Origin of the sequence: Sphaerisporangium sp. NBC_01403, assembly GCF_045040145.1 — a bacterium.
In the GTDB taxonomy this organism is placed as follows: Bacteria; Actinomycetota; Actinomycetes; order Streptosporangiales; family Streptosporangiaceae; genus Sphaerisporangium; species Sphaerisporangium viridialbum.
This window is the reverse complement of sequence record NZ_CP109534.1, coordinates 8,669,729-8,689,585: the sequence shown is the minus strand read 5'-3', so window position 1 is coordinate 8,689,585 and position 19,857 is coordinate 8,669,729. Positions and strand designations below refer to the sequence as shown.

Genomic DNA, 19,857 nt, shown 5'->3' with positions numbered 1-19,857 from the left:
CAGTCAGCTGATAACAACCCGTGATCTTTCGATGTAAATCACGGATATATCAGATTTCGCTCGGCAAACTGGATACCTGTCCGCCCGCTTCAGGATGCGGGATGCGAGGGGGAGAGATTGTGGAGAGTAGCAGCGAACGTCTGCTGACCCCCGGAGAGGTTGCCGCCCTCTTCCGGGTCGATCCAAAAACGGTGACGCGCTGGGCAGCGGCAGGCCGCATCAGCAGCATCCGTACCCCCGGAGGGCACCGGCGTTTCCGCGAGTCGGAGGTGCACGCTCTCCTGCGTGGCGAGGAAGTCCTAACGGCCGAACGGCCGAGCGGCGACTCACCGCGTGTCTGATGTACAGGCGAGGGAACGCCGTCCCCGGCGACCATCGGGGGCACGGTGAACTCCAAGCCAAGTCGCACCACCCGGTGATCCTGCGTGCCCCCCGGAAGCCGCAGGGTCACTGTTCTTTTTTTGGGACGCGCCTTTAATGCTTTTTCGGGTGCGATCTGTGTTCCGTGTCCGGCCGGTGCGGCCTTCCGAGCGGCTCCGCTTCCCGGCGCCGCGAGCGGGCACGCCGGGCGGCACGCGACCCGGCCCGGGGCGGCCTCCGCGGCTCAGTGGTCGGTGGCCTGTGACTCCTTGAACGCCAGGAACTCACGCTCCAGCTCGTCGTTCTCGTCCTTCCAGCGCCTGCGCCGCTCGGCGTCCTGCTCCTCGGTGATGGACTCGGGCAGCCAGCGGTCGTAGTCGGGGTCGCTGGGGGCGAGCTCCACGTAGGCGTTGCCGATCAGGCGGCCGTCGTCACTGGTGAGGGAATGCGGTATCCGCAACGTCCCGTCCGCGAGCCGGATGACGTACATGGCGGATCACCTAGATTCCGTAGCGCCGGTTGAAGAAGAGCATGACATTGAGAGCGGCGCGGGTGTCTCCGTTCAGCATGTCGACCAGTGCCGGCCGCTGCCGGGAGGCGATGGCCGCGAAGGCGTCGGCGAAAAACTCCTTGCGGCCGAGGCCACCCGGCTGCTTGTGGAACGCCGAGGCGAACAGGTGCCCGCACTCCTCGTAGAGGGCGACGAACTCCGGCGAGTCGGACACCCATTCGCCGTGCGCGGCGTCGATGTCGTCGAGGGCGTGACCCGTCTCGTGCATCATCACGTCGGGCGTGGGCGAGGGCCGGTCACCCACCACGATCTTGCGGTCGCCGTACGCGCCGGCGCAGACGTCCCAGGTCGCCTTGCCCGAGGGCAGCGGCGCGCCCCGGAGATAGCCCATGTCGTCCAGATCGGGCACGCCGCCCGGCCCGACGTAGATGCCGTCGAGTCCGACCGCCAGGAGGGCCTTCAGGCGCTCGGGGAGCCTGGCGAGGCTGTCCACGGCGCGCACCGCGTCGGCCGACGGGGGGCCGTCCAGGGCGTCCCACTGGCGGTAGAGGATCTGTTCGAGCGGCCCGCAGTGCCGCAGCCCGTCGCGCAGGTCGGGCGTGTCGGGCGAGTTGGGCTGGGCCAGCGGGGGCTCGTCGTCCAGCTCGAAATCGCGCCAGATGTACTGCGGCCTGTCGACCACGGGGGCGGTGACGGCCCGCATGGCATCGGCCCTGGGCTGCTCGCCCTCCCAGAACGCGTCGGCGCGGCTCTCGCGGCGGTTCGCCCTGCGCCCGCTGTCGCGGTAGTCCGCGCGGTCGCGCGCCTGGTCGGCGCGGCCCTCGCGGCCCTCGCGGCCCTCGCGGAACGACTCAGGACGGCCCTCGCGGAAGGACTCGGGACGCCCGTCCGAGGGCTCGGGGGTTCCCTCGCGGGGGGCCTCTCCACGGCGGGGAAGGCCGTACGGCGCCTTCTGCCGCCAGCGCGGGCCCCTGCGATGGCGACCCCTGTCGCCGGAGTACGCCGTCAAGGCGACGGCCAGGGGGCCCGAGCGAGCGCGAACATCTGCACGCACCTCTCCCGTCCGCGAAGCGTGGTCACGGTCCACGGTACGACGAGGCCGCGCGGGAAGTCATCAGGAATCTCCTACGGGGATGGATCCGCGGCACGCTGTCACGCCCCGAAAACACGATCTACCGTCGAATGGCTTACGCTGCGGACATGCCTAGCGTGCTTCTTGGCCTGGCCCTGTTAGCCTTCTGGCTTTACTGCCTGTTCGATGTGATCACCACACCGGAGGAGGACGTAAGAAACCTGCCCAAGCTTCTGTGGGTTCTCATCGTCGTCCTCCTGGTCGACCTCGGCGGCCTCCTGTGGCTGCTGCTCGGCCGCCCCCAGAGTGAGCAGGCAGTTCAGCGGCAGCGCATCGGCCGCTCCGGCCGCCCCCGGCCCTCCGTGCCCCGTGGACCCGACGACGACCCCGACTTCCTCCGCGACCTAGACCGTCGCCTCCGCAGGGAGGACGACTGACCCCCCGCGCGTCTCCCTGACCGCCTGGAGACAGCACGCCCGTGCCGGCCCGATCGGCGGGCACGGACGCCGAAACGGCCCGCTCGTAGGGGAGCAGCGGGCCGTTCAGGGGACGCTTAGGGGCTCAGGGCACCTGCGCGTAGGAGTGCAGGCCCGACAGGAAGATGTTCACGCCGATCAGGTTGAACAGCAGGCACCCGAAGGCGACCAGCTGGACGATCACCGCCGCCCTGCCGCGCCAACCGGCGGTGGCCCTCGCGTGCAGGTACGCCGCGTACGCGATCCAGGTGATGAACGCCCAGACCTCCTTGGGGTCCCAGCCCCAATAGCGGCCCCACGCCTTGTCCGCCCACAGGGCGCCCGCGATCACCGCGAACGTCCAGATCGGGAAGGCGATCACGATGGCCCGGTGGGCGACGCGCTCCAGATCGTCGCGCCCGGGCAGCCGGGAGGGGCCGTCCTTGCGCGCCAGGAACAGGATGCCAGAGACCCCGGCGACGATGAACAGGCCGCTCGCGAAGATCGCCGCGGTGACGTGGATGGCGATCCAGTACGAGTTGAGCGCGGGCACGACCGGCCCCGCCTGCACGTGGAGGTAGCGGACGGCGAAGCCGAGCCCGAGTGCCGCCGCGACCGAGACGAAGGCCCCGAGGAACCTCACCGGCTGGCGGGCCTGCATCACCAGGAACGCGGTCACGGCGGCGAAGCAGATCGCCACCACGAACTCGTACATGTTGCCCCACGGCCAGCGGCCCACCGCGACGCCCCGGGTGATGATGGCCCCGAGGTTGGCGGCCCACCCGAGGCAGCTCACGGCGACCGCGAGAGTGCCCGCCCGGGCGGCCCAGGCGGGCGGTGTGCGGCCCGCGTCACCCGCGCCCGTGGAGCCCGCTCCGGCCTCCCCCGTACGGGCGGCGGTGGTGCCGGCCTCGGCGACGGCCGTGCCGCCGCCGACCGGGACGAGCTCGCGCGCCGCCTCGGCCGGCCGGGCCCGGCCGAAGCCGAGGTCGAGCGCGTAACCGATCATGGCGAGGACATACAGCAGGACGGTCGCCAGTATCAGCTGGTCGCTGAGCGTGGCGAGCCCTGAGTTGACGTCAGTGGGCATCCTTTACTCCTTGACGCGAGGCGGCATCGCCGGCCTCGGGACCTCGAAGGGCCGTGACGATCTGGGAGAACTCCTCGGCGAAGCCGGGGCCGCCCTCGGTGCGCGTCAGCCCGCCGACCTCGACCTCGGTGGAGCCCTCGCCCTCCTTCACCCGCGCCCAGACCCGGCGGCGGCGGACGGTGAGCGAGAGCACGAGCCCGAGGACCGAAAGGCCCGCGGCGAGCAGGGCCGGGATCCTGCCGGGGTCGTAGGCGATCTGGAGGCTGATCCATTCGCGCACCCCGGTGAGCTGGATCGACCCGGCGCCGCCCGGCAGCGGCAGGGTTTCGCCGACGGCGAGCGGCTTGGTCTTGAGCCCCATGACCAGGGGCTTGAGGTTCTTGGTGTCGAGCTGGTAGACCGACTGCGGCTCCCCCGACTTCATCCCGAGGTCGCCGGAGAAGGCGAACACCTGGGCCGTGGGGTTGGCCGCGCCGGGGAAGACCGAGACGTACGAGCCGTCCTGCGCGGGAACCGTCGTCGGCAGGAAGCGCACCAGGAATCCGAGCTGGTCGGGCACGGCGTCCGGCACCTTGATCACGCACTCGGACGTGTAGGTCACCTGGTCGGCGGTCAGGCACGGCACCGAACCCTCGAAGGCCACCTGCCCCTTCCCGTCGAGGACCTTGAACGTCGGGGCGTACCCGTGCCCGATCAGGTAGGTCTGGGTGCCGTTGACGTCCAGCGGCTCGTTGACCCGCAGGTCGTACGGCCGCTCACGCGCGCCTGGGCGGTCGGTCACCATGAGCGCGGCCGAGAAGTCGAGCGGCTGCCCGCGCCGGTCGCCCGTGGCGACGTAGGTGGCCTGGAAGTCCTTGAGCGTGAAGGAGAACGGCTCCAGCGACTCCGCCGACACGTTCTGGCCGGGGATGTACCTGTCGTACGCCGCCACGGTGTTGGCGAAGCCGTTGCCCTCGACGATCAGCACGTTGCCCCGGTAGCCGTACAGGCCGCCCGCGCCGACCGCCACCAGCAGGGCGAGCAGGGCGACGTGGAACAGCAGGTTGCCGGTCTCGCGCAGGTAGCCCTTCTCGGCGGCCACCCAGCCCGGGCCGGTGACCGTGCGGAAGCGCTTCTTCCTGAGCTGCGCGGCGATGGACTCCACCGTGGCGCCGGGGGCCTCGAAGGACGCGTGCTGGGGAAGCCTGGACAGGTTGCGCGGGGCGGCCGGAGGCGTGCGCCGGACCTCGCGCAGGTGGGCGGCCGCCCGGGGGATGACGCATCCGGCCAGCGAGAGGAACAGAAGCAGGTACGTCGCCGCGAACCACGGGGAGGTGAAGACGTCGAAGAGCCCGAGCCGGTCGAGCCACTTGGCCGCGCCGGGGCTGTCCTTGAAGTACTGCGCGACCTTCTCGGGGCTGATCGACCGCTGCGGGTAGATCGAGCCCGGCACGGAGGCCAGCGCGAACAGGAACAGCAGGATCAGCGCCGTGCGCATCGAGGTGAGCAGGCGCCAGGCCCAGCGCAACCAGCCCACCGGGCCGAGACCGGCGGGGCGCACCGGGTCAGCGCGGACCTCCTGGGTGAATGTCATCAGATCATCGGCTCGAATCCGCCCACCCAGCCCTGCATGCCCGCGATGATCTGGCCCCAGAGGCCGGTCACCAGCAGCACGCCGACGAGGACCAGCATGGCCCCGCCGATGCGGGTGATGAGCTGGGAGTGGCGGCGAACCGCCTTGAACGTGTGGAGCGCCCTGCGGTAGGCGAGGGCCGCGAGGACGAACGGCAGGCCGAGGCCCAGCGCGTACGCGAAGGCCAGCACCGCGCCCCGCACCGCGCTGCCCTGGTCGAGCGACAGCGTGAGCACGGCCGACAGCGTGGGGCCGATGCACGGGGTCCAGCCGAGGCCGAACACCACGCCGAGCAGGGGCGCGCCCGCGATGCCGGCGGCGGGGAAGCGGTGGATGCGCACGTCCCGCTGAAGGCCGGGGATCAGGCCGAGGAAGCCTAGGCCGAGCACGATCGTGAGGCCGCCGAGCACGCGGGTGACCACCTCGGCGTTGCCGAACAGCATCTGCCCGAGCCCGCCGAACAACGCGCCCCCCAGCACGAAGACCAGGGAGAAGCCCAGCACGAACAGGGCGCTGCCCGCCACCATGCGCCCGCGCCTGGGGTCGCCGCTCATGCCCGTGACGTACGACAGGTATCCGGGGACCAGCGGCAGCACGCACGGCGACAGGAACGACACCAGCCCGGCCGCCAGCGCGATGGGCAGGGCCACGATGAGCGAGCCGGCCGCGACGGTGGTCGTGAGGTCGCTCACGGCGCACCGCCGCTACTTCTCATCGCCGACCTTGGTGACCACGTCGTAGAGGTCGGAATACTTGACCTCTCCGAGGGCGCGGGCCGCGACCCTGCCCTGCCGGTCGAGCACGAGCGTGGAGGGGATCGCGGCGGGGTTGACCATGCCGTGGAACGCCAGCGCGACCTTGCCGGGCTGGTCGTACAGGCTGGGATAGCCGGGCTGCTGGGTGCGCTGGAAGGCCATGGCCTGCGCCTTGTCGTCCTTGAAGTCGACGCCGAGGAACTGGACGCCGAGGTCCTTGGTCTTGGCGGCGATGTCCTTGAGCACCGGGGCCTCGCTGCGGCAGGGCGCGCACCAGGAGGCCCAGAAGTTCAGCACCACGACCCGGCCCTTGTGGTCGGCGAGGCTCGCGGGGGTGCCCTCCAGCGTCTCCCCCTCGATCGCGGGGGCCGCCTGCCGCTGCCCGGCCGGGAAGAGCTGCACCGCGCCGTTGCCCGCCACGAAGCGCGTGTCGCCCGACTGGGGCTGTGATGCCTGGGTTCCGGCGCAGCCCGCGAGAGCCGTCATGGCCAGCACCATGGTGACGAGGGCACGTGACTTCGCGGACACGGAGGAGGATCTCCTTGCACTACAAGCGGTAGAGCTTCAAACCCTACCGAGCGCACCGCACGCCCTCGAAATCGGGGCGGCTCCGGTGACTACCGCCGTTTGGCCGATTTGAGTAGTTTAGGCGGTTTGATGAGCGCCCCTGCCGGTTCGCTGTAGCCCACGCTGGTCAGCCGGTCGCCTTCGAAGGTGAAGCTGGTGAGGCTCGCGAGCGCGCACTGGCGCCTGCGGGGGTCGTGCGCCAGCCTGCGGCCCTCGGCGGCCAGCCGGATGATCCAGATCGGGAGCTGGTGGCTGACCAGCACGACCTCGTGCCCCCGCGCCTTTGCGCGCGCGTCGTCGATCACGGGGCGCATGCGCTTCACGATGTCGACGTACGGCTCGCCCCAGGAGGGACGGGCGGGGTTCCACAGATGGCGGTAGTTGGCGGGCGCCCGGAACATCCCGCCGACGGCCAGGCCCTCGAAGACATTGTCGGCCTCGATCAACCTGGCGTCGGTCTGGATCGGGAGCTCCAGCGTCTTCGACAGGGGGGTGGCGGTCTCCTGGGCGCGCTCCAGCGGGGAGCTGTACAGCGCGACGATGTCGCGCCCCGCGAGCGCCTTGGCCACCATCTCGGCCATCGAGCGACCGTTCTCCGAGAGGTGGTATCCGGGCAACCTGCCATAGAGCAGACCCTGGGGATTGTGCACCTCTCCATGGCGGAGCAGGTGAACAACGGTGCTTTCAGTCATGACGGACACCAGCCTACTGGCCAGAACGGGCCGCGGCATGACCTGACGTGGCGGACGTGCCGACATCGCCGGAGACGGACAGCAGCCCCGGGGGCGGGGTCATCTGCCGCAGCACGTCGACGGCCGCCCGGATCGCCGGGCGCCTGGCGGCGTCGGTGCGCCACAGGGCGAAGATGCGGCGGGTCGGCCGAGGCAGGATCGGCACCGCCCGGACGTCGGCCGACAGTGTCTCCCTGCCGAGGCGCGGCACGATGGCACAGCCGTGCCCGGCCCCGACCAGGGCGATCTGCGTCGGGTACTCGTCGGCCATGCAGGAGAACTCCGGCTCCAGCGACGCCGTCCTCAGGGTGAACACCAGCCAGTCGTGACAGACCGTGCCCGGTGAGGAGCTGATCCACCGCTCGCCGTGCAGCTCGGCGAGGTCGATCTCGCGCCGGTCGGCCAGGGGATGGCTCGCGGGCACCACCACGTCGGCCACGTCGTCGAAGAGCGGGGCACGCGAGAGCCCCTCAGGGATGGCCATCGGACGGTTCAGCCAGTCCTGCACCAGGGCGAGGTCGAGCTCGCCCCGGGCCACCTCGCGCACCTGACGCTCGGGCTCCCGCTCGTAGAGCACGAGGTCGAGGTCGGGATGGCGGTGCTTCAGCTCCCTCAGTGCGCTCGGGAGCACGCCCCTGGCGGCCGTCGGGAAGGCGGCGATCGACAGGCGCCCGACGACCGTGCCCCGCAGCGCCTCGAAATCGGCCTCCGCCGTCTCCACCAGTGCCAGGATGCGCTCGGCGTGCTCGGCGAGCAGGCCGGCCGCGTCGGTGAGCTTCACCCCGCGCCCGCTGCGCTCGATGAGCGTGGAACCGGTCTCGCGTTCGAGCTTGGCGAGCTGCTGGGAGATCGCCGACGGGGTCACCATGAGCGCCTCGGCGGCGGCGCCGACCGAGCCGTAGACGGCGACGGCGTGCAGGGCCTTGAGACGGTGCAAATCCAGCATATAGCGATGCTAAACGATTTATCGTGTAAGTCTCGCCTGAGCTGAAGGGTCAGCCTCGCGAGGACGCGGAAGCGGCGGCCTTCGCGGCGGCGGGCAGCGCCTCGGCGACCCGGGTGATGGCCTCCTCGTCGTGCGCCGCGGACAGGAACCACGCCTCGTACGCCGACGGCGGGAGATAGACGCCCTGGTCGAGCATGGAGTGGAAGAACGCGCGGTACGCCAAGGTGTCCTGGGTCTGCGCGCCCGCGAAGTCGGTGACCGGGTCGGCGGTGAAGAAGACCGAGAACAGGTTGCCCGCCGTCTGCAGCCGGTGGGGCACCCCTGCGGTGGCCAGGGCGTCCGACGCGGCGCGGCCGATGATCAGGGCCGCGGCGTCCACCCGGTCGTACACCTCCTCGTCGCAGGCCCGCAGGGTGGCGAGGCCGGCGGCGCACGCCAAGGGATTGCCCGAGAGGGTGCCCGCCTGGTAGACGGGGCCCTCGGGCGCGAGACGGTCCATGACCTCGGCCCGGCCGCCGAACGCCGCTGCGGGCAGGCCGCCGCCCATGACCTTGCCGAACGTCATCAGGTCGGCGTCCACAGGGTCCAGGCCGTACCAGCCGGAGGCGGAGACGCGGAAGCCCGTCAGCACCTCGTCGATGATGAGAAGGGCGCCCCTGGCCGTGCACAGCTCGCGCAGCAGCGCGTTGAACCCCGGGCTGGGCGGCACCACGCCCATGTTGGCGGGGCAGGCCTCCGTGATCACGCAGGCGATCTCGTCGCCGAAGGCCTCGAAGGCCTCGGTGACCGCCTCGGGCGAGTTGTAAGGAAGGACGATGGTGTCGGCCGCCGACGCGCCCGTCACACCGGGGGTGTCGGGCAGCCCGAAGGTCACCACGCCCGAGCCCGCGGAGGCGAGCAGCGCGTCCACGTGCCCGTGGTAGCACCCGGCGAACTTGACGACGCGGGAGCGGCCGGTGAAGCCGCGCGCCAGCCGCACCGCCGACATGGTGGCCTCGGTGCCCGAGCTGACCAGCCGGACCTTCTCGACCGGGTCGACCCGGGAGACGATCTCCTCCGCCAGCTCGACCTCACCCGGCGTCGCCGTGCCGAAGGACGTGCCGCGCGAGACGGCCTCGGTGAGCGCCTCGACGACGGCGGGGTGCCGGTGGCCGAGGATCATCGGACCCCAGGAGCAGACCAGGTCGACGTAGCGGTTGCCGTCGGCGTCGACGATGTAGGGGCCCTGCCCCGACTCCATGAACCTCGGGGTGCCGCCGACGGCGCCGAAGGCGCGCACCGGGGAGTTCACGCCGCCCGGCACGACGGCCCGGGCGCGCTCGAACAGGTCCTCTGAGATCTTCGTAAGGCTCACGCGTCAAGGTTAGTCCCCGCGTTGCGAGGCCCGTCAGCCGAGTAGGGGGCGCGACGGCTCTCAGTCGATGGCGTCGGCCAGGCGGTCGAGGACGTGCAGCGGGTCGGGAAGGGGACGCCCGTCGGGTGGCCGCAGCCAGCGGGCCTGGCTGCCGTCGGCCAGCGACGACGGCGGGGCGATGACGTAGCTGTCGCGGCAGTGCCAGCGGAGCCCTGGGGAGTCCTCGATGGTCTCGGGGCCGTAGTCGAGGTGGCAGGACCACCACTCGTCCTCGTCCTCGGGAGCGCCTCGCGTGGCGACGTAAAAAAGGACCCGGTCGCCGCCTGCGGCAACCGGGCCCGTCGCGAAGCCAGAGGCCTCCATGGCGGCGAGGGTGGTCTGGCCCGCCGCCGCGGGTACGTCGAAGACGTCGAACACCCTGCCCGTGGGAAGGATCACGCTCGCCTCGGGATTCTGCTCCCACCAGCGGGTGAGCAGCGCGGTGTCCGTGGTGGCCATCATCTGCCAGGCCGGAGACAGCGGATGGGCCCCCGGGTCGGGACAGCCGACGCGGTCGCACGAACACGCCCGGCGTCCCTCACGCAGTGGATGGGCGCCCAGACAGCTCGCCCACCCCAGCTCGGCGTACTCGAGCACCGAGGCGATCGTCTGCGCTTTCGCATGGGAACGACCGCGCCTTTTCGCCCGGCGAGCCGTCAGTGGTACCCCCACCATCGTGTTCCTCCCCCACCCTGCCTTTCCCCGATGATGCCCGATGGCGACCGGGTCAGGTGACCCGACCCCCGGAAATGGCCCGTCAGGATAGTCTCCTGGCCACTTCTGTAGCCCAATAGGTGAGGATCATGTCCGCCCCGGCGCGCCGGATGGCGATGAGCGACTCCATGATGATGCGCTCGCGGTCGATCCAGCCGTTGGCCGCGGCCGCCTCGACCATGGCGTACTCGCCACTCACCTGGTAGGCCGCGACGGGCACGTCTACGCTGTCGCGGACCTGCCGCAGGATGTCCAGGTAGGCCAGCGCGGGCTTGACCATGACGGCGTCCGCGCCTTCGGCCAGGTCAAGGCGCACCTCGCGGAGCGCCTCGCCCACCGGGCCCGCGGGGTCCTGCTGGTAGCCGCTGCGGTCCCCGAACCGCGGAGCGCACTCGGCCGCCTCCCTGAACGGCCCGTAGAAGCCCGAGGCGTACTTGGCGGAGTACGCGAGGATCGGGATGTGCGAGAAGCCGTTGGTGTCCAGCGCGGCGCGGATCGCGCCGACCTGGCCGTCCATCATGCCGCTGGGGGCGACCACCTCCGACCCCGCCGCCGCCTGGGCGACCGCCACCGACGCGTAGCGCTCCAGGGTCGCGTCGTTGTCGACCTCGCCGTCGGCGGTGAGGATGCCGCAGTGCCCGTGGTCGGTGAACTCGTCGAGGCAGGTGTCGCTCATCACCACGATCGAGTCGCCGAGGTCGGCGCGCAGGTCTCCGAGTGCCAGCTGGACGATGCCCTCGGGGTCGTCGCCCGCCGATCCCCTGGCGTCCTTGACGGCCGGGATGCCGAACACGATCAGCGCGCCCACGCCCGCCTCCGCCGCCTCGTGGGCGGCCTTGCGCAGCGAGTCGCGCGTGTGCTGGAACACGCCCGGCATCGACGTGACCGGCTGGGGGTCGCTCACGCCTTCCTTGACGAACATCGGCAGCACCAGCTCGGCCGGGTGCAGCCGAGTGCCCGCCACCATGCGGCGCATGGGCGCGGTGCGCCGCAGCCTCCGAGGCCGTGCCACCGGAAACTCCGCGTTGCTCATCCTGTCTCCCCTCCCCGACCCTGTCCCGGATCTCGCGTACGCGCGAGGCGCGACGATGGGGAAATCGACTGTTCGGTTATCTGGCCCGGCGGCGAGCACCCCTGCGCGTCTGCGAGGGCCGCCGGGGGACGTCACCGGCCGCGACGGCCGCCTGACGTTGCTTGGCGCCGTACTCCGCCAGCGCGGACGCCAGCGCCGACGCCGAGGGGTTGTCGGCCATGATGTCGACCCGCAGGCCGAACTCCTCGGCGGTCTTCGCGGTCTGCGGCCCGATGACCGCGATCACCGTGACGTTGTGCGGCTTGCCCGCGATGCCGACGAGGTTCCTGACCGTGCTGGACGAGGTGAACAGCACGGCGTCGAAGCCGCCGCCCTTGATCGCCTCGCGGATCGGGGCGGGCGGCGGGGCCGCCCGCACCGTGCGGTAGGCGGTCACGTCGTCGCACTCCCAGCCGAGTTCGGTGAGCCCGGCGATGAGCGTTTCTGTCGCGATGTCCGCCCGGGGCAGCAGGACCCGGTTGATCGGGTCGAGCATGGAGTCGTACGGCGGCCACTCGGCGAGCAGCCCCTCGGAGGAGTGCTCGCCCACCGGCACGAGGTCGGGCTTGACCCCGAACTCCACCAGCGCCCTGGAGGTCGCCTCGCCGACGGCCGCGACCTTCAGGCCGGCGAACGCCCGAGCGTCGAGGCCGTACTCCTCGAACTTCTCCCTGATCGCCTTGACGGCGTTGGCCGAGGTGAACGCCACCCACTCGTAGCGGCCGGTCACCAGGCCCTTGATGGCGCGGTCCATCTGCTGGGGGGTGCGCGGCGGCTCCACGGAGATCGTCGGCACCTCCTCCGGCACCGCGCCGTACGACTGGAGCTGCTCGGACAGCCCGGCCGCCTGCTCCTTGGTGCGGGGAACGAGGACGCGCCAGCCGAACAGCGGCTTGTTCTCGAACCACGACAGGCGGTCGCGCGTGCCGACCGCGTCGCCCACGACGATCAGCGCGGGCTCGGCGATGCCCGCGTGCTTGAGGTCGGCGGCGAGCCTGCCGAGCGAGGACACCACGGTGTACTGCTCGGTGGTGGTGCCGCTCTGGGTCACGGCCACCGGGGTGGTGTCGGGCTTGCCCCCGGCGATGAGGGCCTTGCCGATGGCGACCGCCTCGGTGATGCCGTTGTAGATCACCACGGTGCCCGCGGAGGCGGCGTGGACCGACCAGTCGTCGACCTGGGTGGCGTCCACGATGCGGAACTCCGGCACCGCCACGGCCGGCGCGATGCCCGCGTAGGTGAGCACCGCCGTGGCCGGCGGCACGCCGGGGACGATCTCGAAGTCGACCTCCGCCTTGGCGCAGGCCGCCACCTCCTCGGTGACCGAGGAGAAGAAGCCGGGATCGCCCGCGCACAGGCGCACGACGCGGCATCCCGCCTTGGCCTCCTGCACGGCCTTCAACGACACCGCGCCCATCTCGCCGGCGACGTCCACGACCTTGACGTCCTCGGAGCAGTGGCGCAGCAGGGCCCCGTACGCCTCCCTGTCGAGGACGACGACGTCGGCCCGTGACAACAGGTCGGCGCCGCGCAGGGTGAGGAGGTTCTCGTCACCCGGCCCGGCTCCCACGAAGGCGACGAACCCGGCAGGGCGCTCACCGGCCGTCTCCGTCGCACCCGTCGTGGCCGCGCTCCTCTCCACTGCCTCGCCGCTCTCATCAGTCATGGTGCCGGCCGTCGTGGTGTCGGCCGTCTTGCCGGTCTTGCTTCCGGAGCTCAATGGGTCCGCTCCCCCATCAACATGCCGGCCCCCTCGGAGATCATGGCGGTCGCGAGTTCGCGTCCGAGCTCCATGGCTGCCGAGGGATCACCGGCGGTGGACTTGCGCACCGACCGTGTGCCATCGAAGGCGACCACGGCGGCGGTCAGGTTGAGAATGTGCCCGTCATCGGCCGCGTACGCACCTACGGGCGCGCTGCAACCGGCTTCGAGGGTGGCGAGCACGGCGCGCTCGGCGGTCACCGCGGCGCGTGTGCGCGGGTCGTCGAGCACTCCGAGCAACTCGATCAGCGCCGCGTCGCCGGCGCGGCACTCGACCGCGAGCGCCCCCTGCCCCGGCGCGGGAAGCATCTCGGAAACTTCGAAGAGCTGGGCGATCTCGGTCTCGCGCCCGATGCGGCCGAGCCCGGCGGCGGCGAGCACGATGGCCCGCAGCTCTCCGGAGGTCACCTTGCCGATGCGGGTGTCGGCGTTGCCGCGGATCGGGACGTACTCGAGATCGGGCCGCAGCACGCGCAGCTGGGCCACGCGGCGCGGGGAGCCGGTGCCCACCAGGGCGCCGGGGGCCAGGTCGACGAGCTTGGCGGAGCCGACGAGGGCGTCCCTCGGGTCGTCGCGCGGCGGTATGGCCGCGATGACGACGCGCGGGTCGGGCTTGGTCGGCAGATCCTTGAGGGAGTGGACCGCGAAGTCGATCTCACCATCGATCAGCTTGTCGCGAAGGGCGCTGACGAACACGCCGGTGCCGCCGAGCTGCGCCAGGTGGGTCTTGGTGACGTCGCCGAAGGTCGTGACGCCGACGAGCTCCACAGGACGCCCTGTCAGCTCGGTCAGCCGGTCGGCCACGAGCTGCGACTGGGTGGTCGCCATGAGGCTCCGCCGGGTGCCCAGCCGGAGGACGCTCCGCGCTGTGATCAGGCCCTCGGTCATGCCTCCTCCTCGCCGGCTCGACCGGTCAAGTCGGTCTCCACCTCGGCCACGTCGGCTCTCGTCACTGCCTCGGGCACCTTCGGGTTCAGGTCGAACAGCTCGCGCAGCGCCTCAGCATAATGATCGCCCGCTGGGGACGCCGCCAACCTTTTGACACGCACAGTCGGCTCGTGGAGCAGTTTGTCCACGACCCTCCTGACGGTCTGGGAGATCTCACCGCGCAGCCGCCCGTCGATCTCGGGCACCCGCGTGACGAGGCGCCCCAGCTCGGCCTCGACGACGTCGGCGGCCTTGGCCCGCAGCGCCACCACGGTCGGCGTGACCTTGGCCGCGCGCTCGGCACGGAGGTACTCGCAGACCTCTGCGGCCACGATGGACCTGACCGCGACGATGTCGTCGGAGCCGCCGCCCTGGCCCTGATCACCGACCCCCGCCTCCTGCATCGACTCGAGGTCGACGAGCGTGACGCCCGGAAGCGTGCGCACGCCCGGGTCCACGTCGTGCGGGAGCGCGAGGTCGAGCAGGAAGAGCGGCTTCTCGCGTACGGCTCGCGCCACCATTTCGGTGCCGATGACAACGCTACCCGCTCCTGTGCAGGAGATGACCAGGTCGGCGCCCGGCAGCTCGCGCTCGACCTCCGCCAGCTCGACGGCACGGCCGCCGACGGTCTGGGCCAGGCGGGCGGCGCGCTCGAAGGTGCGGTTGGCGACCACGATGTCGGTGACCCCGGCGCGGGCGAGCGTCGCCGCGGACAGCGCGCTCATCGACCCGGCGCCCACCACGAGCGCCCGCCTGCCCGCGATCGGGCCGAGGACGCGCTCGGCGAGGGTGAGGCCGACGCCGACGAGGGAGGCGCCCGCCCGGTCGATGCCGGTCTCGGTGTGGGCGCGCTTGCCGACGCGGAGCGCCTGCTGGGCCAGCTCGTTGAGCACAGTGCCCGCTGTGCCCTGCTCCTGGGCCAGCCGCAGCGACTGGCGCACCTGGCCGAGGATCTGCCCCTCGCCCACCACCATCGAGTCGAGACCGCAGGCCATCGTGAACAGGTGCTCGACGACGCGGTCCTCGTAGTGGACGTAGAGGTGGCGGGTCAGCTGCTCCTGGGGGACCCCGGAGTGGTCGCTGAGAAGGTCGGTGACGGCGGTCACCCCGGCGTGGAAGCGGTCGACGTCGGCGTAGACCTCGACCCGGTTGCACGTGGAGACGATCATGACCTCGGACACGTGCGCGTCGCTCCGCAGATCGTGCAGGAGCTTCACGAGGGCGTCGCCGGTCACCGCGACGCGTTCGAGCAGCGCCACCGGCGCTGTCCTGTGGCTGAGACCAACCGCGAGAAGGCTCATGCGTCCATCGCCTCGGCCCAGTCTCCGGCCATCATGGGACTCCCTGTTTCGCGATCCGCTTTGCGCTGCTCATGAAACGCAAGAATTTGCAGTTCGATCGAGAGATCGACCTTGCGGACATCGACTCCGTCAGGCACGGTCAGCACGACGGGGGCGAAGTTCAAGATACTCGTGATCCCGGCTGCGATGACCCGGTCGGCCACCTGCTGCGCCGCCGTCGCGGGTGTGGCGATCACCACGATCGAGACCCCCCGCTTGTCGATCACGCTTTCGAGCTGGTCTATGTGGTCGACGGCCATGCCGACCAGGCGCTCGCCGACCACGCTCGTGTCGGCGTCGAACAGCGCGGCCACCCGGAAGCCCCGGGAGACGAACCCGCCGTAGTTCGCGAGCGCCCGTCCGAGGTTGCCCACCCCGACGATGGCCACGGCCCAGTCCTGGGTGAGGCCCAGCTCGCGGGAGATCTGGTAGATCAGGTACTCGACGTCGTAGCCGACGCCGCGCGTGCCGTACGACCCGAGGTGCGACAGGTCCTTGCGCAGCTTGGCGGAGTTGACTCCGGCAGCGACCGCGAGATCCTCCGAGCTCACCGTGGCGATGCCCCGCTCCGCGAGCCCGTTCAGAGCGCGCAGGTACAGCGGAAGCCTCGCGACGGTCGCATCGGGGATGCCACGCTCACGCGCTTGGGACATGCGGCGGATCACTTGGCCGGAACTCCAGGGGACGGGCGGCCGGTGCGCCCCCGGCCGCGCTCGCGGTTGACGGATGTCGAGGAGAGGGCGCAGGCATCCAGGTTAGTACCTTTGTGAAGCTATGCACAAAGTGCGAGCGCGGACTCTCGGGTGTCAACTTTCCCAGGTAGGGGTGGCGGTCCGGGATCCGGCCCTCATGACTGTGATCCATGACACGGCCGGCGGGGCCGTTAGGCTGGGCTCATGGCTCCGCGAGACCACACGATCACCCTGCTCGGCAAGCCCGGGTGCCACCTGTGCGACGACGCCAGGGCCGTCATCCAGCGCGTGGCCGCCGATCTCGGGGTCTCCTGGGAGGAGCGCGACATCACCGCCTCCGAGGCCGACCAGCGGGACTACTGGGAGATGATCCCCGTCACGCTGATCGACGGCGTGCAGCACGACTTCTGGCGCGTCGACGAGACCCGCCTCCGCGCCGCCCTGACCTCGTAGCTCTTTCGTCAGACGCGGAACGCCGTGGGCAGCGGCACCACCTTGGCGGCGTTGACGTTCAGCTCGATCACGTTCGCCGCGAGCACGTGCGCCACCCGCTCGCGGGCGAAGCGCTCCATGTGCGCCTGTCGCTGGTGCTCGGTGAACGCCACCTCGTCGCGGTAGAGCTCGTAGACGATGCGCTGGAGCGGCGCCGACTTGACCGCGTGGCAGATGAAGATCAACGTGTCCGGCTCGCTCCGGCGTACGGCCTCGACGGTCTCCTCGGCGAGGCGGTCGAACGCCTCACCGGCTCCGTCCATCAGCGTGAAGACGGTGAGCAGGCCGTAGATGCTGGGCGAGGGCCTGACCGAGCCGGAGCCCACGAGCGGCACGTCGGCGCGGCGCCCTCCTCCTGAGGCGGCGGCCTGGTCGAGACGTCCTCCGAAGGGCGGCTGCAGCTCGTTGCCGGGGAACAGCGCGCCGGTGGCGGGCATGGAGTAGTCCTGCTGCCCCGGCGCGTGGTGCGACCCGTTCTGCCCGGGGTAGCCCGGGTCGGATGGTCCGGGAAGTGGGTTCTGGGCGTGCCGCGACCCGGGCTGGCCCGGCATGTTGGACCCGGTCACGCCTCCGAGGCCGGGCCCACCTTGTCCAGGGAGACCTTGTCCGGGGAGGCCTTGTCCGGGGAGGCCGCCGGCCGTGTCCGGGCCTATGACCTCGCCGGTCCTCGGGCCGCCCGAGGCGCCGTACCCGCCGGAGGGCTGCATGCGGGCGGCGAAGTCCACATCACCCTGGTCGCCCGCGCGGTACTCCGCCACGAGGTCGCCGAGGCCGGAGCGTCGCGGAGGCGGCGTCGAGGCGGCGGCGGGGGTGGCGGGCAGCGGCCCGGACTCGTACGCGGCCTCGGGAGCCTGGCGGCGGAAGGGCGGGCGCTCGTCGTCCCAGTCATCGTCGTCGGAGTCGTCCCGCTCCTCGTCGTACGGCGCGAGCGGGCGGGCGACGGCGTACCACACGGCCCCGACCATGAGCGTGATCACGAGCGCCGCGAAGACGCCGGGGATCGCGAAGCGGACGGCGCCCACCAGGGCGAGCCCGGTCGGCGCCAGCACCACGCCCGCGTGCATGTTGTCGGCGTCGAGGTCGTCCCCATTGCGCCAGCGCAGCACCGCGACGATGAGGCAGCCGATCAGGATCAGGTACGTGAGGGCGTGGGCGGCGTTCAGCAGGGCCGTCGGGATGATGGTCCAGTGGATGTCGCCGAGCGGCAGGGTGTAGGCGAACTTGTCGGGGTCGCTGATGGGGTCCAGGATCATGATCACGGTCGTGATCAGCGTGAACGCGATGCCCAGCAGCCAGGCGGCGAACTTCGCGGGCGCCTTCTGCGCGAGCATCTGGATCATGCCGACCGCGAGCCAGAACGGCGCCAGGAAGGCTCCGGTGATCTGGTAGACGCGGAAGGTGACGGGCCCGAACTTCATCAGGTGCCCGACGGCGACCGCGCCGAGTGCGAGGCAGAGCGCTGAGGTGGTGATGGTCCAGGCGATCAGCCAGCCGCTCCGTTCGTCCCGGAGACGTCCGACCAGGATGCCAGTGGTGATGGCGGCGAACAGTGCACCGGCGAAGGCGGTGACGGCAACGAGGACTTCCATGATGGCCCAACTCTGCCGGACATTACCTCCAAACCGGTAGCCGATGCCCGAACTGCCGCATCACTCCTGTTACGCGTGGTAGTTACTGAGGCAAAGTGGATTGTGTAATTTCCCGATGATTTCTAGAGTGTTCGAGCACGCACGCGCCCTTCCCTTTCCTCCCCAGGGATACCGGATGTCGAACTCATGGTCGGTCGCCGGGCTTTCCCCTCCAGGATCGGCCGACACTGTGAACTCCACGCGCGCCGCCGCTGACCAGCGGGAGCGCCCCTCCCCGGACATCGATGAGCTCCGGAGAGTGGTCCTCCGCGCCAAAACCGGCGACGCCGACGCCTTCGCGTCGTTGTACGACCGATACGTCGATCTTGTGTATCGCTATGTCTACTTCCGGGTCGGCTGCCACGCCCTCGCGGAGGATCTGACCAGCGAGACGTTCCTGCGCGCCCTCCGGCGCATCGCCGACTTCACCTGGCAGGGCAGGGATTTCGGCGCTTGGCTGGTGACGATCGCCAGGAACCTCGTGACCGACCACTTCAAGTCCGCCCGCTACCGCATGGAGGTCTCCACCGCCGAGGTGCTGGACACCCCGATGGACGGCCCGCACATCCCCGAGAACGCCGTGGTCACGACCATGATCAACGAACGCATCCTTCGGGCGGTGCGCGATCTCGGACCAGAACAGCAGGAATGCGTGGTCCTGCGCTTCCTGCACGGTATGTCGCTCGCCGAGACAGCGCTGATCATGGGGAAGAAGAGCGGCGCGATCAAGGCCCTCCAGTTCCGCGCGATCCGCGCCCTGGCCAGGGCACTCCCGGACGACCTGAGTTGATCTATGGTGACGCTCGTGAGGAGACCGGAGTGAGCAGGGCAGCCGTAACCTGAGGGCTCCCCGCATCGTTGGGCAAGTAGCACCTATGGATCATCGTAGTGCGCGCGGCAGGGAGCTTTCATGGGCAAGTGGGGGCCTACGCGGTGGCTGCTCAGGCGTTGGGCGGCCGCCACGCGACGGGAGCCCCAAGCCCATTTCGTGTCCCGGCTCAACGAGATCGGCGCCGAGCCCGGCCACGGCCCTCGGCCCGACTTCCGCGCCCGGCTGCGTGGAGAGCTGCTCGCCGCCCAGGCGACCACCCCGGAGACCGCTCCCGAGACCGCCCGGCACGCGCGTCGCATCCCCATGCTGGTCCGGTTGCGCCCGGGGGCGCTCATCGTGACGGTGACGGGCCTGATGCTCTTCACCGGGGTGGAGACCTACGGCTCGGTGCCCGGCGACCGCCTCTACCCGATCAAGCGCGCGGCGGAGGCCACCCTGCTCAGCCTCACGACCGACGACGTGGAGCGCGCCCAGCGCGAGCTGAGCGCCGCGCACTCCCGCGCCACGGAGGCCGCCGCGCTGCTCGGCTATCCCGACTCCCGGCGCTCCGAGCTGATCGGGCCGACCCTGGACGAGATGACCTCGACGACCCGCTCGGCCCTGTCCGCCCTGGGCCACGTGAAGCGCCCGGATACGCACGCGCCCGCGTTGAAGCGCTTCACCGAGGAGCAGCGGGACGTGGTGGAGCCGATGATCCCCCAGCTCGGCGACGACGACCGCATGAAGGCCAGCGCGTACCTGGACATGATCGACGACCTGACCCCGTGACGTACGCGGGAGGACGCCTCTTCACGACGTGGGCGGGACACGCCCATGACCTGCACGATCTTCCTGTCTCCCTCAGGTCCGCCTACCTGGGCGCACCCTACGACGTGCGCCAGACGTCACGCCACGCTAACGCCACGTA

Annotated in this window: 21 protein-coding genes; 5 read left to right on the top strand and 16 right to left on the bottom strand. The window is 70.8% G+C overall.

All coding sequences use genetic code 11. The features are described 5' to 3' along the window. Window positions 1–101: 101 nt before the first annotated feature. A complete protein-coding gene (locus OG589_RS39135; protein ID WP_189165217.1) occupies window positions 102–341 on the top strand; it encodes a BldC family transcriptional regulator in 240 nt (79 codons plus the stop codon). Window positions 342–604: 263 nt separating this feature from the next. Here the strand turns inward: OG589_RS39135 and OG589_RS39130 are convergent, their stop codons facing one another. Both OG589_RS39130 and OG589_RS39125 read right to left on the bottom strand, forming a co-directional pair. Next, window positions 605–850 (bottom strand): hypothetical protein, encoded by a 246-nt coding sequence (locus OG589_RS39130; RefSeq protein WP_405143629.1) that lies wholly within the window; start codon window positions 848–850, stop codon window positions 605–607. 10 nt (window positions 851–860) lie between these two features. After that, on the bottom strand, window positions 861–1,925 hold the full coding sequence (locus OG589_RS39125) for a hypothetical protein (protein ID WP_405143627.1): 1,065 nt from the start codon (window positions 1,923–1,925) through the stop codon (window positions 861–863). 146 nt (window positions 1,926–2,071) lie between these two features. Between OG589_RS39125 and OG589_RS39120 the strand changes: the two genes are divergently transcribed. After that, window positions 2,072–2,380 carry a PLDc N-terminal domain-containing protein gene (locus OG589_RS39120; RefSeq protein WP_405143626.1) on the top strand — a complete coding sequence of 103 codons (309 nt, stop codon included), beginning with the start codon at window positions 2,072–2,074 and terminating at the stop codon, window positions 2,378–2,380. 124 nt (window positions 2,381–2,504) lie between these two features. Here OG589_RS39120 and ccsB read toward each other — a convergent pair whose 3' ends face one another. From ccsB to OG589_RS39055, 13 genes are all read right to left on the bottom strand, one after another. Beyond that, window positions 2,505–3,488, bottom strand: coding sequence for a c-type cytochrome biogenesis protein CcsB (gene ccsB, locus OG589_RS39115; protein WP_405143625.1), 984 nt, complete (start codon window positions 3,486–3,488; stop codon window positions 2,505–2,507). Next, the gene (locus OG589_RS39110; protein ID WP_405143624.1) at window positions 3,478–5,061 is read right to left on the bottom strand and encodes a cytochrome c biogenesis protein ResB; all 1,584 of its coding nucleotides are present in this window, start codon (window positions 5,059–5,061) and stop codon (window positions 3,478–3,480) included. The genes ccsB and OG589_RS39110 overlap by 11 nt, the downstream gene beginning before the upstream one ends. Continuing rightward, window positions 5,061–5,792: a cytochrome c biogenesis CcdA family protein gene (locus tag OG589_RS39105; RefSeq protein WP_405143623.1), complete on the bottom strand. Its 732-nt coding sequence runs from the start codon at window positions 5,790–5,792 to the stop codon at window positions 5,061–5,063. Before OG589_RS39105 ends, OG589_RS39110 begins: the two co-directional genes overlap by 1 nt. Before the next feature lie 12 nt (window positions 5,793–5,804). Then, window positions 5,805–6,383 (bottom strand): TlpA family protein disulfide reductase, encoded by a 579-nt coding sequence (locus OG589_RS39100; RefSeq protein ID WP_405143622.1) that lies wholly within the window; start codon window positions 6,381–6,383, stop codon window positions 5,805–5,807. An 89-nt stretch (window positions 6,384–6,472) separates the two neighbouring features. Next, window positions 6,473–7,114, bottom strand: coding sequence for a histidine phosphatase family protein (locus tag OG589_RS39095; RefSeq protein ID WP_405143621.1), 642 nt, complete (start codon window positions 7,112–7,114; stop codon window positions 6,473–6,475). 13 nt (window positions 7,115–7,127) lie between these two features. Further along, window positions 7,128–8,099 (bottom strand): LysR family transcriptional regulator, encoded by a 972-nt coding sequence (locus tag OG589_RS39090; RefSeq protein WP_405143620.1) that lies wholly within the window; start codon window positions 8,097–8,099, stop codon window positions 7,128–7,130. Window positions 8,100–8,148: 49 nt separating this feature from the next. After that, window positions 8,149–9,453 carry a glutamate-1-semialdehyde 2,1-aminomutase gene (gene hemL / locus OG589_RS39085; protein ID WP_405143619.1) on the bottom strand — a complete coding sequence of 435 codons (1,305 nt, stop codon included), beginning with the start codon at window positions 9,451–9,453 and terminating at the stop codon, window positions 8,149–8,151. A 60-nt stretch (window positions 9,454–9,513) separates the two neighbouring features. Further along, window positions 9,514–10,167 carry a bifunctional DNA primase/polymerase gene (locus OG589_RS39080; RefSeq protein ID WP_405143618.1) on the bottom strand — a complete coding sequence of 218 codons (654 nt, stop codon included), beginning with the start codon at window positions 10,165–10,167 and terminating at the stop codon, window positions 9,514–9,516. Window positions 10,168–10,249: 82 nt separating this feature from the next. Further along, entirely contained in the window at window positions 10,250–11,239 is a 990-nt protein-coding gene (gene hemB, locus OG589_RS39075; RefSeq protein WP_405143617.1) for a porphobilinogen synthase, read from the bottom strand. Window positions 11,240–11,315: 76 nt separating this feature from the next. After that, entirely contained in the window at window positions 11,316–12,944 is a 1,629-nt protein-coding gene (locus OG589_RS39070) for a uroporphyrinogen-III synthase (protein WP_405152214.1), read from the bottom strand. Window positions 12,945–12,994: 50 nt separating this feature from the next. After that, window positions 12,995–13,927, bottom strand: coding sequence for a hydroxymethylbilane synthase (hemC, locus tag OG589_RS39065; RefSeq protein WP_405143616.1), 933 nt, complete (start codon window positions 13,925–13,927; stop codon window positions 12,995–12,997). Beyond that, entirely contained in the window at window positions 13,924–15,267 is a 1,344-nt protein-coding gene (locus OG589_RS39060; RefSeq protein ID WP_405143615.1) for a glutamyl-tRNA reductase, read from the bottom strand. Before OG589_RS39060 ends, hemC begins: the two co-directional genes overlap by 4 nt. Then, window positions 15,264–15,959: a redox-sensing transcriptional repressor Rex gene (locus tag OG589_RS39055; RefSeq protein WP_405143614.1), complete on the bottom strand. Its 696-nt coding sequence runs from the start codon at window positions 15,957–15,959 to the stop codon at window positions 15,264–15,266. The genes OG589_RS39060 and OG589_RS39055 overlap by 4 nt, the downstream gene beginning before the upstream one ends. Window positions 15,960–16,202: 243 nt before the next feature. Between OG589_RS39055 and OG589_RS39050 the strand changes: the two genes are divergently transcribed. Continuing rightward, the gene (locus tag OG589_RS39050) at window positions 16,203–16,451 is read left to right on the top strand and encodes a glutaredoxin family protein (RefSeq protein ID WP_405143613.1); all 249 of its coding nucleotides are present in this window, start codon (window positions 16,203–16,205) and stop codon (window positions 16,449–16,451) included. 8 nt (window positions 16,452–16,459) lie between these two features. On the opposite strand, the gene OG589_RS39045 is transcribed toward OG589_RS39050, so the two are convergent. Beyond that, entirely contained in the window at window positions 16,460–18,079 is a 1,620-nt protein-coding gene (locus tag OG589_RS39045; protein ID WP_405143612.1) for an antibiotic biosynthesis monooxygenase, read from the bottom strand. Window positions 18,080–18,254: 175 nt separating this feature from the next. Between OG589_RS39045 and OG589_RS39040 the strand changes: the two genes are divergently transcribed. Together OG589_RS39040 and OG589_RS39035 are read left to right on the top strand one after the other, a co-directional pair. Next, window positions 18,255–18,908: a sigma-70 family RNA polymerase sigma factor gene (locus OG589_RS39040; protein WP_405143611.1), complete on the top strand. Its 654-nt coding sequence runs from the start codon at window positions 18,255–18,257 to the stop codon at window positions 18,906–18,908. Window positions 18,909–19,028: 120 nt separating this feature from the next. Next, window positions 19,029–19,718: a DUF5667 domain-containing protein gene (locus OG589_RS39035; RefSeq protein WP_405143610.1), complete on the top strand. Its 690-nt coding sequence runs from the start codon at window positions 19,029–19,031 to the stop codon at window positions 19,716–19,718. Window positions 19,719–19,857 lie beyond the last annotated feature (139 nt).

Coding starts and splice junctions, on each gene's coding strand:
- OG589_RS39135 (WP_189165217.1), top strand. CDS start 102: ATGCGAGGGGGAGAGATTGTGGAGAGTAGCAGCGAACGTCTGCTGACC.
- OG589_RS39130 (WP_405143629.1), bottom strand. CDS start 850: ATGTACGTCATCCGGCTCGCGGACGGGACGTTGCGGATACCGCATTCC.
- OG589_RS39120 (WP_405143626.1), top strand. CDS start 2,072: ATGCCTAGCGTGCTTCTTGGCCTGGCCCTGTTAGCCTTCTGGCTTTAC.
- ccsB (WP_405143625.1), bottom strand. CDS start 3,488: ATGCCCACTGACGTCAACTCAGGGCTCGCCACGCTCAGCGACCAGCTG.
- OG589_RS39110 (WP_405143624.1), bottom strand. CDS start 5,061: ATGACATTCACCCAGGAGGTCCGCGCTGACCCGGTGCGCCCCGCCGGT.
- OG589_RS39095 (WP_405143621.1), bottom strand. CDS start 7,114: ATGACTGAAAGCACCGTTGTTCACCTGCTCCGCCATGGAGAGGTGCAC.
- OG589_RS39090 (WP_405143620.1), bottom strand. CDS start 8,099: ATGCTGGATTTGCACCGTCTCAAGGCCCTGCACGCCGTCGCCGTCTAC.
- OG589_RS39080 (WP_405143618.1), bottom strand. CDS start 10,167: ATGGTGGGGGTACCACTGACGGCTCGCCGGGCGAAAAGGCGCGGTCGT.
- hemB (WP_405143617.1), bottom strand. CDS start 11,239: ATGAGCAACGCGGAGTTTCCGGTGGCACGGCCTCGGAGGCTGCGGCGC.
- OG589_RS39070 (WP_405152214.1), bottom strand. CDS start 12,944: ATGACTGATGAGAGCGGCGAGGCAGTGGAGAGGAGCGCGGCCACGACG.
- hemC (WP_405143616.1), bottom strand. CDS start 13,927: ATGACCGAGGGCCTGATCACAGCGCGGAGCGTCCTCCGGCTGGGCACC.
- OG589_RS39060 (WP_405143615.1), bottom strand. CDS start 15,267: ATGAGCCTTCTCGCGGTTGGTCTCAGCCACAGGACAGCGCCGGTGGCG.
- OG589_RS39055 (WP_405143614.1), bottom strand. CDS start 15,959: ATGTCCCAAGCGCGTGAGCGTGGCATCCCCGATGCGACCGTCGCGAGG.
- OG589_RS39050 (WP_405143613.1), top strand. CDS start 16,203: ATGGCTCCGCGAGACCACACGATCACCCTGCTCGGCAAGCCCGGGTGC.
- OG589_RS39045 (WP_405143612.1), bottom strand. CDS start 18,079: ATGGAAGTCCTCGTTGCCGTCACCGCCTTCGCCGGTGCACTGTTCGCC.
- OG589_RS39040 (WP_405143611.1), top strand. CDS start 18,255: ATGTCGAACTCATGGTCGGTCGCCGGGCTTTCCCCTCCAGGATCGGCC.
- OG589_RS39035 (WP_405143610.1), top strand. CDS start 19,029: ATGGGCAAGTGGGGGCCTACGCGGTGGCTGCTCAGGCGTTGGGCGGCC.